This window comes from Methylobacterium sp. ME121 (genome assembly GCF_000974725.1).
GTDB classification, from domain to species: Bacteria; Pseudomonadota; Alphaproteobacteria; order Rhizobiales; family Beijerinckiaceae; genus Methylobacterium; species Methylobacterium radiotolerans.
The window spans coordinates 25728-38414 of the sequence record NZ_BBUX01000019.1 but is presented as its reverse complement, the minus strand read 5'-3'; the positions used below and the strand labels follow the sequence as shown (position 1 = coordinate 38414).

The following is a 12687-nucleotide window of genomic DNA, read 5'->3' as shown; positions in this document are numbered from 1 at the left end:
AGCGTCTCCTAGGCATCTCCGGCGTCAAGGACCGGGAAGCGTCTGTCGGAAAGCGGGGGATGCGGCCCTCAGGCCGCCTGTCCTCTCCGCTTATATAGGGGCTGCAAGGCCCGTTCGAAGGCGTCGAGGAAGCATGCCACCTCCTCGTCCACCGTGTTCCAGCCGAGGCTGACGCGCAGCGCCCCCCCGGCGAGGTCAGGACCGACGCCCATCGCGGCGAGCGTCGCCGAGCGCGCGACCTTGCCCGAGGAGCAGGCCGAGCCCGACGACACCGCCACGCCGGCGAGGTCGAGGGCGATCAGGGCCGAGGGCGCGTCGAGGCCCGGGACCGAGAAACTCAGGGTGTTGGGCAGGCGCCGCGCTCCGGCGGCGAACACCACCGCGTCGGGCGCCATGGCCAGCACGCCGGCCTCGATCCGGTCGCGCAGGGCCGCCAGGCGCGCGGCCTCGCCGTCGAGCGTCTCGCGGGCGATCCGCGCGGCCTCGCCCATGCCGACGAGGGCCGGCAGGCACTCGGTGCCGCAGCGTTGCCGCCGCTCCTGGCCACCGCCGCGCAGGAAGGCGGTCTCCAGGGTGACGCCCTCGGCCAGAACGAGCGCGCCGACGCCCTTGGGCGCCGCGAACTTGTGGCCCGACAGGGTCAGCGCGTCGAGGCCGAGCGCCGCGATGTCGAGGGGGATCTTGCCGGCTGCCTGCACCGCGTCGCTGTGGATCAGGGTCCGGCCGTGCGCCCGCGCCAGCTCGACGATCTCGGCCAGCGGCTGCACCGCGCCCGTCTCGTTGTTGGCGGCATGGACCGAGAGGAGCAGGGTCTCGTCCGCCAGAGCGGCGAGGCGCGCCTCCAGCGCGGCGAGATCGACCACGCCCTCGGCGGTGACCGGCACTTCCTCCACGGCCGCGTCCGGGAACCGGTGACCGGCCGCCACGCAGGGATGCTCCGTGGCCGAGTGGAGCAGCCGCGTCGGTGCCGCATCGCCGCGGCGACGGAGGGCACCCGACAGGACCGCGTTCGCCGCCTCCGTCCCGCCGCTGGTGAACACGACCTGCTCGGGTCGGGCGTTCACGAGAGACGCGACCTCGGTCCGCGCCGCTTCCAGGGCTGCCCGCGCGGCCCTTCCCTCCGCGTGGATCGAGGACGGGTTCCCGGGAAGCGTGAGCGCGCGCGCGACCGACTCCGCGACGGCCGGCCGGACCGGGGCGGTGGCGTTGTAGTCGAGATAGGCGCGTGCCCGGCTCATCCGCGTTCCGTTAAGCCCTCTGCTGCGGCGCGTCACAATTCCTTGCCCGCGCACCGGCTCGCCGTGCTAAGGCGCGCCGAGAAAATGAGATCCCGCCGACCCAGCACGGTCGGCGCGGTAGCCAACGCGGTGCTTCGGACGGCTTGTTTAGAACGGTTCTAATCGACTAGAACTGTTCTAAGACTGCTTTTATGGTGCGCGCGCGACGAGTCAAGGCTGCTGCGCCGCCGCGTCGATCGCCCGGCGGGCGATCTCCGGAGCGAGAGACGAGCGATGCCCGAAGTGATCTTCACCGGCCCGGCCGGCCGCCTGGAAGGCCGTTACCAAGCCCCCAAGAAGCGCGGCGCGCCGATCGCCATCATCCTGCACCCGCACCCCCAGTTCGGGGGTACGATGAACAATCAAATTGTGTACAACCTTTTCTACACCTTCGCCAACCGCGGTTTCGCAGCCCTGCGCTTCAATTTCCGCGGGGTCGGGCGCAGCCAGGGCTCGTTCGACCACGGTTCGGGCGAGCTGTCGGACGCCGCGGCCGCCCTCGACTGGGTGCAGTCGGTCAATCCGGAGGCGAAGTCCTGCTGGATCGCGGGCGTGTCCTTCGGCTCGTGGATCGGCATGCAGCTCCTGATGCGCCGCCCCGAGATCGAGGGCTTCATCTCCATCGCCGCCATGGCGAACCGCTACGACTTCACCTTCCTGGCTCCCTGCCCCTCCTCCGGCCTGTTCGTGCACGGCTCCGAGGACCGGGTGGCGCCCGCCCGCGAGGTCATGCCGGTGATCGAGAAGGTGAAGACCCAGAAGGGCGTCATCATCGAGCACCAGATGGTCGAGGGCGCGAACCATTTCTTCGACGGGAAGGTCGAGGAACTGACCCAGACGGTCGACACCTACCTCGACAAGCGCCTCGGCAAGCGCGAGGAGGCGGCCTGACGGATCCGGCCCCGCGCCTTGACGGGGGGAGCCCCGGAGGAATAGGGCGCGGGCTTCGGAATTAAGACTCACCTTCGCAGGTCTGATGTCAGATAGCCCGTCCGACCAACCCGTCGTTCTCCTGGTGGAAGATGACGGCCTCCTGCTGATGGAGGCCTCGGACACCCTCGCGGATGCGGGCTTCACCGTCGTCGAGGCGACACACGCCGACAAGGCGCTGAAGGTCCTGGAGAACCGCGACGACGTCGGTGTCCTGATGACCGACGTCGACATGCCGCAGGGGTCTATGGACGGCTTCGCACTGGCGCGCCTCGTCGCGCATCGCTGGCCGTCGATTCCCGTGCTGGTCGTATCGGGCATGGGCACGCCCGGACCCAACGACATGCCGGAGGGCGCCCGGTTCATCCCGAAGCCCTACGAGCCGACCACCCTGGTCCGGACCCTGCAGGCCTTCATCCGCCGCGCGGCTTGACGCGGGGATCCGCCCGGGCTGACACCCGGTCCGGGCCCCGAACACCCGACCGAGAGCCATGACGGACCAGAACCGACCGCACCGCTTCGCGACCCGGGCGATCCACGCCGGCGCGGCGCCGGATCCCGCCACGGGCGCGCGGGTCCAGCCGATCTACTTCACCAACGGCTTCGTCTTCGACTCGACCGAGCAGGCCGCCGACATCTTCGCCGGCCGCCGGACCGGCTTCTCCTACTCGCGCGGTTCCAACCCGACGGTCGCCGCGCTGGAGCGCCGGATCGCCGACCTGGAGGGCGCGAAGGCGGGGGTGGCGGTGTCCTCCGGGCAGTCCGCCATGCAGCTGGTCCTCATGACGCTGATGAAGAGCGGCGACGCCTATGTGGCATCCCCGCGTCTGTTCGGCGGCTCGCTCGGCCTGATGCGCCGCCTCGACGGGCGCTACGACTTGAAGCCGCGCTTCGCGCGCGGCATGGCCCCCGAGGACTTCGAGGCGGCCATCACGCCGGACTGCCGGGCCATCTTCTGCGAATCGATCGTGAATCCCTGCGCGTCGGTGGTGGACCTCGACGGGATCGCCGCGGTGGCCCGCCGCCACAATCTGCCGCTCGTCGTGGACAACACCCTGGCCTCGCCGGCCCTGATCCGGCCGATCGAGCACGGCGCCGACATCGTCTGGCACTCCACCTCCAAGTTCCTGAGCGGCTCCGGCCAGACCATCGGCGGCGTGATCTGCGACGCCGGCCGCTTCGACTGGGCGAAGGCCGGCGGCTACAACCTGATCACCGAGCCTTGGCCGGACTACGACGGGCTGGTGCTCACCGAGGCCTTCCCGGCGACCCCCTTCGCGGCGGCGTGCCGGTTCTTCGGCCTGCGGGACCTCGGGCCCGGCCTGTCGCCGATGAACGCGTTCCTGACGCTCATGGGGATCGAGACCCTGCCGCTGCGCATGGAGCGGCACTGCGCCAACGCCCGGGCGGTGGCGGCCTTCCTGAAGGATCACCCGGCTGTGGCGTGGGTGAGCTACCCGATGCTGCCGGGCCAGCCCGGCGAGGACCTCGCCCGCCGCTATACCCCGGACGGGCCGGGCTCGATCTTCACCTTCGCGCTGAAGGGCGGTGAGCCGGCGGCGCTGCGGTTCATCGCCGGACTCGAGCTGATCTCGCATCTGGTGAATATCGGCGAGATCAAGTCGCTGGCGATCCACCCGTCCTCGACCACGCACCGGCAGCTGCCGGAGCACGAGAAGGCCGCCGCGCAGGTCGGGCCGGAGACCGTGCGGCTGTCGATCGGGCTGGAGAACGAGGCCGACCTGATCGCGGATCTCAAGCAGGCGCTGGACCGCCTCCCCTGATCCGTCATCGCGCGCGGCGAAGCGACCCGGAGCCGCGCGATCGCGATCGCTGTGGCGCCGCTGAATCGCTCCGCTCCGCTCGCAAGGACGGCCGCGGCGGGCGGAGAGTGGTCGCGGCCGGGATGGCCTCAGCGCCGCCGCTCCAGGATCGACACGTAGTTGGCCACCGCCGCGCCGCCCATGTTGAAGATCCCGGCGAGCTCCGCCCCGGGCACCTGCATCTCGCCGGCCTCGCCCATGAGTTGGAGGCAGGCCATGACGTGCATCGACACGCCGGTCGCCCCCACGGGGTGACCCTTGGCCTTGAGGCCGCCGGACGGGTTGATCGGCAGCCGGCCCCCCTTCTCGGCGAGTCCCTCGCGCACCACACGAAACCCCTCGCCCGGGGCGGCGAGGCCCATCGCCTCGTACTCGATCAGCTCGGCGATGGTGAAGCAGTCGTGCGTCTCCACGAAGGAGAGGTCCTCGTTGGCGATTCCGGCCTGGGCCCGCGCCTTCTCCCAGGCCATCCGCGCGCCCTTGAACTCCGCCGGGTCGCGGCGGGACAGGGGCAGGATGTCGTTGACGTGGGCCCGGGCGCGGAAGCCGATCGCCCGCTCCAGGCCCTCGGCGGTCTCGGCGTCGGCCACGACCAGGGCCGCCGCCCCGTCCGAGATCAGCGAGCAGTCCGTGCGCCGCAGGGGGGCGGCCACGTAGGGGTTCTTCTCTGAGACCCGGTTGCAGAAGTCGAAGCCGAGATCCTTGCGCAGCTGCGCGTAGGGGTTGCCGACGCCGTTGCGGTGGTTCTTGGCGGCGATGCGGGCCAGCTCCTCGCTGCGGTCGCCGTAGCGCTGGAAGTAGCCCGCCGCGATCCGCCCGAACACGCCCGCGAAGCCGCCTTCGATGTCGGCCTCCTCCTTGCGGTAGGAGGCGCCCAGCAGGATGTCGCCGGTCTCGGCCACGCTCTTGGCCGTCATCTTCTCGGCCCCGATCACCAGGGCGATCCGGCCGCGGCCGCTGTCGACGAAGTCGAGGGCCGCGTAGAGGGCCGCCGACCCCGTGGCGCAGGCGTTCTCCAGATGGGTCGCCGGAGCGTGGGCGAGGCCCGGCCGGCTCACCGCCACCAGGGAGCCCTCGAAGCCCTGCTTCGAGAAGCCGGTATTCATCGAGCCCACGTAGATGCCGTCGACCTGCGCCTCCTCGACGCCGGCATGGGCCAGAGCCTCGCCCGAGACCCGGGCGATCAGCCCCTCGACGTCGGGCTCCTCGAGCTTGCCGAAGGGGGTGTGGGCCCAGCCCACGATGCAGGCGCGCTTCATCCGGTGACCTCCCGAGTCTGGTCCGGACGATGGGCCCGCCGCGGCCGGCGATCAAGACATGCGCGGGTTCTTCGACGCGCCGGACCCGTCCGGACGAGGAGCGTCCGCGCCCGTTCAGCGCAGGTGGACGGCGACCCACGCGACGCCGACGAGCACCAGTGCGGTCAGCAGCCCGCGGGCGAGCGCGCGGCGTCTCACGGGGCGAACAGCTCCGGATGGCGCGCGCGAAGCGCCAGGATCAGGGCGAGGGTCTTCAGATCGGCGATCTCGGCGCTGTCGGCGCGGGCGGCGAGCTCGGCCAGCGGCATCTCGACCACCCGGATGTTCTCGTGCTCGCCCTCGGCCCCGCCGCCCGCCTCCGCGCGATCCGCCCGGCCGTAGGGCGCGAGGTAGAGGTGGATCTTCTCGGTCGTCAGGCTGGCGCAGGAATAGGTGGCGCCGACGAACTCGAGCGTTTGCAGGCGCAGCCCCACCTCCTCCATCGCCTCCCGGCGGGCATTCTCCTCCGGACCGCCGCCGTCGATCAGTCCGGCCGGGGCCTCCAGCTGGACCTGCTCGCCGGCCGCGAACAGCGGCGGCACCCGCAACTCGCGCACGAGGGTCGCGACCTTCCGCTCCGGGTCGTAGGGCAGGATCCCGACCGAGTTGCCGTGGTCCTCGATCTCGCGCTCGACGACGGCGCCGTCGGCGAGGCGCACCCGCGCGATCCCGAAGCGGCTCCAGCCCTCGTGGACGAAGCGGACAGTGAGGATCTCAGCTTTCATGGGCACTCCCATCCCTCATCGCCCTACACGGAACCGTGTCTCCGGGTTCCGGGAACGCCGAAGCCCGCGGCCACGTTTGGTCGGACATGCGCATGGTCACGCTTCCGCGGGGCGCGCCGGTCAGGATCGATGCGGGCAGGACCGATCAGCGGGATCAGGAAGCGCTCACGGCGCGACGGCGCCGCGATCTGGATCGTGCTCGCCCTCACCTACATGGTCTTCGCCGGCTCGGTGAGCCTGAACGAAGGGATGGCCGCGGTCGGCTGCGCCAGCCTCGGCACGCTCTGGTGGTGGGGCGTCGCACGGCGCGGCGGGCTGCGCTTCCGTTTCGACTCTGCGTCGCTCCGTCCACTCGGTCCGGCCATCCGCGCCGTGCCGCGCCGGACCGCCCGCGTCGGGCTTCACCTCCTCCGCGCCGTCGTCGGGCGCGCCGGCGGCGGCGCGATACGGGAGCGGAGCGCCGTCGAGATCGCCTGGGCCACGCCGGACGGTGAAACGGCGCCGGCCGCGCGGGCCGTCGGACTGCTGGCCGCATCGCTCGCCCCCGACAGCTACGTGCTCACCCTCGACCGCGCGCACGGAACAGTGGTGACGCACGGCCTGGAGGAGGCGCGATGAGCGTCTGGACGGTCGCCATCCTGGCGCTGCTGCCGCCGCTCGCCGTGGCCGCGGCGCTCGCGTGGCGGGGCCGGCCCGGCCAGCGTTTCGCCGCCTACCAGCTCGCCGGAAGCGTCACGGTGCTGATCCTGACGCTCATGGCCTTCGCCACCGATCAAGCGTCCATCACCGATCTGGCCCTCACCCTGGTCCTGCTCAACCTGCCCGGCACGATGCTGCTCGCGGTCTTCCTGGAGCGCTGGATATGAGCGTCGTGATCGGCTCCGTCCTGGCCCTCGCCGTGGCGGCCGCGTGGCTCGCGGCCCTCGCCCTCTGGCGTCTGCCCCGGGCGCTCGACCGGATGCACGCCCTCGCGTTCCTGAACGTCGCGGCCTCGATCCTCGTGACGGTGGCGGCCTTCCTGGCCGACGGCGTCTCCGGGCGCTCGCTCAAGATCCTGGTGATGATGGTCGTGTTCCTCGCCTGGGCGGCGGTCCTGTCGCACGTCTCCGGCCGGGCCGTGCTGATGCGCGAGGGCCGCTCGGCATGACGGTGATCCTGCCGCTGCTCTTCCTGTTCACCGCGATCTCCGGCACCGCCGTGGTTCTGGTGCGCGACCCCGCGCGGCAGGTCTTCGCCATCGCGGTCAACGGGCTCGTCCTGGCGATCCTGTTCGACGCCCTCCAGGCCCCCGACGTCGCGCTCTCGGAGCTGGCGGTGGGCTCGGCGGCGGTGCCGCTCCTCTTCCTCGTGGCTCTGATGGCCGTACGGGCGCAGCCGCCCGAGGAGGAATCGTGAACCCGCGCGTCCGCGTCGCGCTCCTGGCCCTCGCGGGCCTCGTCCTCCTTCCCGGCGCGGCCGAGGTGATCGCCGGCCTGCCGCCCTTCGGGTCGACGATCGCCCAGTACGGCGCGCGCATCAACGCGATCACGCCGGAAGCCCGGCACGTCGCCAACATGGTCAGTGCCATCAACTTCGACCTTCGCGGCCTCGACACCCTCGGCGAGGAGTTCATGCTGCTCGCCGCGATCACCGGGACAGTGGTGCTGCTGCGCGGGCGGCGCGGCGAGGGCACGACCGAGCGCGCCATGCGCCGGCCCGGCCGGGCCGTGATCCCGCGCTCCGAGGCCGTAGTGCTCGCTTGCCGCATCGCCGGCCCGCTCACCGCGCTGTTCGGCCTCTACGTCGTGCTGCACGCGACGGTCACGCCCGGCGGCGGCTTCCAGGGCGGCGTCATCCTCGCCTCCGGGACCCTGCTGATCTACCTCGGCGAGGGCTATGCCGGCTGGCGCGACGCCATCCGCAGCCACTGGCTCGACGCCCTGGAAGGCGGTGGCGCGCTGCTCTTCGCCCTGTGCGGGCTGGCGCCGATGCTCACCGGCGCCGCCTTCATGCAGAACATCCTGCCGCTCGGCACCTTCCGCGACCTGTTCTCGGGGGGGCTGATGCTGATCGAGAACCTCGGCGTCGCCCTGGCGGTGACGGGCGGCTTCACGCAGCTCTTCCTGGAATTCATGGAGGAGACCCGCGAGGCCGACGCGCCCGAGGAGCCGGGGGAGGAATCGGCGTGAGTGCGGTCACCAGTTTCCTGCCCTACGCGGTCGCCGCGTGGCTGTTCGGGATCGGCCTCTACGGCATCGCCACGAGCCGCAACTTCATTCACCTCGTGGGCTGCCTCGGCGTCTGCCAGTCGGCGACCTACGTGCTCCTGCTCGGCCTCGGCTATCGCTGGGGCAGCATCGCGCCGATCTTCTACGATCACCCGCCGGGAACGCCCGCCGTCGACCCGGTGATGCAGGCGCTGGTGCTCACCGACATCGTGGTCGGCGCGACGCTGACCGCCCTCCTCCTCGTCCTGACCATCCAGGCCTACAAGCGCGGCGGCAGCCTGGACCCGGAGAAGCTCCGGCCGATGCGCGCGGGCGGCAAGTCCGGGCGCGACCCGGAATCGAGCCGGGTGCGCGGGGCGGAGCGAAGCGCGCCGTGACCGCCTTCCCGGCCGCCCTCCTGCCCCTGCCCGTCGCCATACCGCTCGTGATCTGCGCGGCGATGCTGGCCACCGCGCACCTCCTGCCCGGCCGCCTCCCCGACATCCTGGCGACGCTGTCGGCTCTCACCGTCGCGGCGCTCTGCGGTGTCATCGGCACCCACGCTGCCGGCGAGCCTCTGGTCTACTGGTTCGGCGGCTGGGCGCCGCGCGACGGCGTCCATCTCGGCATCGGCTTCTCCGTGGACGAGGCCAGCGCTTGGGTCGCGGCCTTCATCGGGCTGCTCTACGCGCTGACCTTCGTGTTCGCCTGGGGTTTCTTCGACCGCACCCACGGCCACTTCCACATCCTGATGCTGCTGTTCCTGGCCGCCATGGTCGGGTTCTGCTTCACCCGCGACATGTTCAATCTGTTCGTGTGGTTCGAGGTGATGAGCGTCGCCGCCTTCGCGCTCACGGCCTACCATCTGGCGGAATCGTCGCTGGCGGGCGCCATCAACTTCACGGTGGTCAACAGCCTCGCGGGCTTCCTGATGCTCGGCGGCATCGGGCTGATCTACGCCCAGACCGGCACGCTCGACTTCGAGGGCATCGCGGCCGCGGTGGCGCGGGGCGGCCGGGATCCGGTGGTGGCCGGGGCGTTCTGCCTCGTGGCGACCGCCCTGATGATCAAGGGCGCGATCGTGCCGTTCCAGTTCTGGCTCGCCGACGCCCACGCGGTGGCGCCGAGCCCGGTCTCGGTGATCTTCTCCGGATCGATGGTCTCGCTCGGGCTGTTCGGCCTCGCGAAGGTGAGCGCCGTCGTGTTCGGCGGCTCCGATCAGGTCCAGCAAGCCCTGCCGGCCCTCCTCATCGGCCTCGGCAGCTTCACTGCCCTCCTGGGTGGCTGGATGGCGCTGCTGCAGCGGCACCTCAAGCGCATGCTCGCCTTCTCGACGATCTCGCATGCCGGGATCATGCTCACCGGTCTCGGCGCCCTCACGGTGGACGGGACCGGCGGGATGCTCGTCTACGTGGTGGGGCACGGGCTGGTGAAGGGGGCCCTGTTCATGATCGCCGGCATCCTGCTCGCCACCCAGGCCAGCATCGACGAGATCGCCCTGCGCGGCCTCGGGCGGGGGATCTGGCCCGCCGGGGTCGCCATGGCTCTGGCCGGGCTGCTGCTCTGCGGCCTGCCCCTCGGGGTGCTCGACCAGGGCACGCGCCTCGTTCAGGGTGCGCTGGCGCAGCAGGGCCACGGGATCGCCCTCGCGGCCGGCGCCATCGGTGCGGCGCTGACCGGGGCCGCGGTGCTGCGGGCCGCGGGCCGGATCTTCCTCGGGCTCGGGCCCGATCCCGGTGACGAGGCCGGGGCCCCGAGCGAGGACGAGCGTGAGAAGGCCAACCGGCCGCTCTGGCTGATGCTGGCGCCGTGCTGCCTCCTCCTCGCCCTCGATATCGGTCTGCCGGCTGGCCTTATCGAGCACGCCCTCCCGCGGGCGGCGTCGGCCTTCATGCATCGGCCGGCCGTGGTCGCGCTGGCGGAGGGGCCGGTCTGGCTTCCCTGGGCCTCGCTCGCCGCCGCCCTCGCCGGCGCGGGCTACGGCCTGTTCCGGAGGCACCTGCCCGCATCGGTGATCCGGCCAGTCAGCGCCTCGCAATCGGCGCCGACCCGCGCGCTGGAAGTGCTCCACAGCGGCTTGATCGGCGACTACGCGGCGTGGCTCGCGGTCGGCGTGGCGGTGATCGCGGCCGTGCTGGCCATGGCGTGAGGGCGACCCGCGACAGGGCTTCGCGGGCTCGTGCCGGCGCGGGTCGTCGAACGGAGGTCCGGCCGCGCCAGACCTTCAGGGCGGAGGATTCGGTTATCGAGGAAAGTGGTGCCGCAAGAGGGATTCGAACCCCCGACCCCCTCATTACGAATGAGGTGCTCTACCAGCTGAGCTATTGCGGCCCTGGCCCCGACGGGACCGTCAGCGACGCGCGGTATCCGGCGCCGGACGTGGCAGGCTCATAGCGGCCCGGCCCGCGTTAGGCAAGGCCACAGCCGGCCCTCGCGGGCGTCAGACGGCCCGGTCCGCCGCCAATTCGTCCCGCAGGAATGCCGCCACCTCCGCGCGGTCCACGCCGGGGGCGATGAAGCTCTGGCCGATCCCCCGCGCGAGGATGAAGGTCAGCGCGCCGTCGCGGACCTTCTTGTCCTGGGTCATCGCGTCGAGGAGCGCCTCGACGTCGCCGCACCCGCCCGGGACGGCCTGCAGACGGGTCGGCAGGCCGGCGAGCGCGAGGTGATTGGCGACGCGGCCGGCATCCTGGCCGGCGCAGAGCCCGAGCCGGGCCGAGAAGCGGAAGGCGAGGGCCATCCCGATCGCCACGCCCTCGCCGTGGACCAATCGGGCAGAATCGTAGCCGGTCAGGCGCTCCAGGGCGTGGCCGAAGGTGTGCCCGAGATTGAGCAGCGCACGCTCGCCGTCCTCCCGCTCGTCCCGGGTCACCACCGCGGCCTTGGCCCGGCAGCAGGACGCGACCGCCTGCTCGCGCTCCGGGCCGCCCGCGAAGATCCCGCGCCAGTTCGCCTCGCACCAGTCGAAGAAACCCGGATCGGCGATCAGCCCGTACTTGGCGACCTCGGCGTAGCCGGCGCGCATCTCGCGCTCGGACAGCGTGTCGAGCGCCGCCGTGTCGGCCAGGACGAGGCGCGGCTGGTGGAACGCGCCGATCAGGTTCTTGCCCAGCGGCGCGTTGATCCCGGTCTTTCCGCCGACCGAGGAATCGACCTGTGCGAGCAGGCTCGTCGGCACCTGCACGAAGCGCACGCCCCGCCGGAGAGTGGCGGCCGCGAAGCCCGCGAGGTCGCCGACCACGCCGCCGCCCAGCGCCACGACGAGGTCGCCGCGCTCGACCTTCAGGGCCAGGAGCCCGTCACAGACCTCCGCGTAGCCCGCGTAGGATTTGGAGGCCTCGCCCGGCGCCACCGTCACCACGCCCGCCTGAAGGCCGGCGCGCTCCAGGCTCGTCCGCAGCCGCGCGGCGTAGAGCGCGCCCACCGTCGCGTCCGTCACGATCGCCGCCCGGCGGCCCCCGAGCGCGGCGACGGCGGGGCCGGCCGTGTCGATCAGCCCCCGCCCGATCTGGATGTCGTAGGCGCGGCCGGCGTCGAGGGGCACGTGGACGGTCAGGAGGTCCGGACGGGGCTCGGTCATGGGTCGGTTCGCTCGGGTCTCACTGGGCGGCTACGGGGATGGATCCTTCGCCGCTGAGATGGGCGTCCAGCGCCTCCAGCACGTCCTGGACGACCCGGTCGTGCGACACCTCCCGCGAGATGACCATCACGTCGGCGGCGGCGTAGACCGGGTGCCGCACGGCCATCAGGTCCCGCATCGTCGCCTCCGGATCCTCGGTCTGCAGCAGCGGACGGTTGCCGCGCTTGCGCACGCGCCGCATCAGCACGTCCAGATCGGCCTTCAGCCAGACGGAGACCGCCGATTCCGCGATGCGCGCGCGGGTGGCCTCGCGCAGGTAGGCGCCGCCGCCGGTCGCCAGGACCAGCGGGCCGGCCCGCAGCAGGCGCGAGATCACCCGCTCCTCGCCGTCGCGGAAGCTCGGCTCGCCGTAGATCGCGAAGATGTCGGGGATCGTCAGGCCGGCCGCGGCCTCGATCTCGATATCGGCATCCTTGAAGATCAGCCCGAGGCGGCTCGCCAGGCGCCGGCCGACGGTGCTCTTGCCCGCCCCCATGAGGCCGACGAGCACGATCGAGCGCAGGCCGAGCGCGCGGCGCAGACGCGCCTCGATCGGTTCCCCCGCCTCCTCCCCGCTCATGGCCTCCTGCATCGGCTCCTGCATCGCATCCGTGCGGCGTCCCCGCCTCTCCACCGGCCCCCGCGCGCCTGTCGCGCGGGCAGCCTCACATCCTGCGGCAGGCTCTTAGCGCGATTCAAGCGGCCTGCGAAACGCATCGCTGTGTCGTCGCGGGCCTTGTCAGCGCCTTGTTCACGTGGTCGAACCCGGGCACCGGCGGCGGCTCGCAGAAGGCCTTCGCCCGCCCCCTCTCCGCCGCCAGCGCCCGTC

At 71.9% G+C, this 12687-nt stretch carries 15 protein-coding genes and 1 tRNA gene; 10 read left to right on the top strand and 6 right to left on the bottom strand.

Translation table 11 applies throughout. The annotated features are described in order from the left end of the window. Positions 1-68 precede the first annotated feature (68 nt). Positions 69-1238 carry a cysteine desulfurase family protein gene (locus tag ME121_RS14510; protein ID WP_059409054.1) on the bottom strand — a complete coding sequence of 390 codons (1170 nt, stop codon included), beginning with the start codon at positions 1236-1238 and terminating at the stop codon, positions 69-71. Positions 1239-1511: 273 nt separating this feature from the next. Here ME121_RS14510 and ME121_RS14505 point away from each other — a divergent pair, with 273 nt between their 5' ends. The 3 genes from ME121_RS14505 (at position 1512) to ME121_RS14495 (ending at position 3991) form a co-directional block, all read left to right on the top strand. Further along, complete coding sequence (locus ME121_RS14505) at positions 1512-2168, top strand: alpha/beta hydrolase (RefSeq protein WP_010686946.1); 657 nt, start codon at positions 1512-1514, stop codon at positions 2166-2168. 85 nt (positions 2169-2253) lie between these two features. Continuing rightward, positions 2254-2640, top strand: coding sequence for a response regulator (locus tag ME121_RS14500; RefSeq protein WP_012317698.1), 387 nt, complete (start codon positions 2254-2256; stop codon positions 2638-2640). A 58-nt stretch (positions 2641-2698) separates the two neighbouring features. Beyond that, the gene (locus ME121_RS14495; protein ID WP_012317697.1) at positions 2699-3991 is read left to right on the top strand and encodes an O-acetylhomoserine aminocarboxypropyltransferase/cysteine synthase family protein; all 1293 of its coding nucleotides are present in this window, start codon (positions 2699-2701) and stop codon (positions 3989-3991) included. Between the two features lie 128 nt (positions 3992-4119). Here ME121_RS14495 and ME121_RS14490 read toward each other — a convergent pair whose 3' ends face one another. Beyond that, on the bottom strand, positions 4120-5289 hold the full coding sequence (locus tag ME121_RS14490) for an acetyl-CoA acetyltransferase (protein ID WP_059409053.1): 1170 nt from the start codon (positions 5287-5289) through the stop codon (positions 4120-4122). 194 nt (positions 5290-5483) lie between these two features. Then, complete coding sequence (locus tag ME121_RS14485; protein ID WP_012317695.1) at positions 5484-6053, bottom strand: NUDIX domain-containing protein; 570 nt, start codon at positions 6051-6053, stop codon at positions 5484-5486. 129 nt (positions 6054-6182) lie between these two features. Here ME121_RS14485 and ME121_RS14480 point away from each other — a divergent pair, with 129 nt between their 5' ends. Genes ME121_RS14480 through ME121_RS14450 form a run of 7 tightly spaced genes read left to right on the top strand, consistent with a single transcriptional unit; the run spans position 6183 to position 10388 of the window. After that, positions 6183-6671, top strand: a complete 489-nt coding sequence (locus tag ME121_RS14480) for a hypothetical protein (protein WP_012317694.1) — start codon at positions 6183-6185, stop codon at positions 6669-6671. Further along, on the top strand, positions 6668-6919 hold the full coding sequence (locus tag ME121_RS14475; RefSeq protein ID WP_012317693.1) for a monovalent cation/H+ antiporter complex subunit F: 252 nt from the start codon (positions 6668-6670) through the stop codon (positions 6917-6919). The genes ME121_RS14480 and ME121_RS14475 overlap by 4 nt, the downstream gene beginning before the upstream one ends. Continuing rightward, positions 6916-7200, top strand: a complete 285-nt coding sequence (locus ME121_RS14470; RefSeq protein WP_012317692.1) for a monovalent cation/H(+) antiporter subunit G — start codon at positions 6916-6918, stop codon at positions 7198-7200. The genes ME121_RS14475 and ME121_RS14470 overlap by 4 nt, the downstream gene beginning before the upstream one ends. Further along, positions 7197-7448, top strand: a complete 252-nt coding sequence (locus tag ME121_RS14465) for a Na(+)/H(+) antiporter subunit B (RefSeq protein WP_012317691.1) — start codon at positions 7197-7199, stop codon at positions 7446-7448. Before ME121_RS14470 ends, ME121_RS14465 begins: the two co-directional genes overlap by 4 nt. Then, positions 7445-8221, top strand: coding sequence for an MnhB domain-containing protein (locus ME121_RS14460; protein WP_012317690.1), 777 nt, complete (start codon positions 7445-7447; stop codon positions 8219-8221). Before ME121_RS14465 ends, ME121_RS14460 begins: the two co-directional genes overlap by 4 nt. Continuing rightward, complete coding sequence (locus tag ME121_RS14455; RefSeq protein ID WP_012317689.1) at positions 8218-8637, top strand: sodium:proton antiporter; 420 nt, start codon at positions 8218-8220, stop codon at positions 8635-8637. Before ME121_RS14460 ends, ME121_RS14455 begins: the two co-directional genes overlap by 4 nt. Next, a complete protein-coding gene (locus ME121_RS14450) occupies positions 8634-10388 on the top strand; it encodes a complex I subunit 5 family protein (RefSeq protein WP_059409052.1) in 1755 nt (584 codons plus the stop codon). Before ME121_RS14455 ends, ME121_RS14450 begins: the two co-directional genes overlap by 4 nt. 106 nt (positions 10389-10494) lie before the next feature. On the opposite strand, the gene ME121_RS14445 is transcribed toward ME121_RS14450, so the two are convergent. The 3 genes from ME121_RS14445 to ME121_RS14435 all read right to left on the bottom strand — a co-directional run bounded on the left by ME121_RS14445 (position 10495) and on the right by ME121_RS14435 (position 12462). Further along, positions 10495-10570 (bottom strand) — tRNA-Thr (locus ME121_RS14445). A 109-nt stretch (positions 10571-10679) separates the two neighbouring features. Then, positions 10680-11819, bottom strand: a complete 1140-nt coding sequence (aroB, locus tag ME121_RS14440; RefSeq protein WP_043073160.1) for a 3-dehydroquinate synthase — start codon at positions 11817-11819, stop codon at positions 10680-10682. 19 nt (positions 11820-11838) lie between these two features. Continuing rightward, on the bottom strand, positions 11839-12462 hold the full coding sequence (locus tag ME121_RS14435) for a shikimate kinase (RefSeq protein WP_076729417.1): 624 nt from the start codon (positions 12460-12462) through the stop codon (positions 11839-11841). Positions 12463-12687 lie beyond the last annotated feature (225 nt).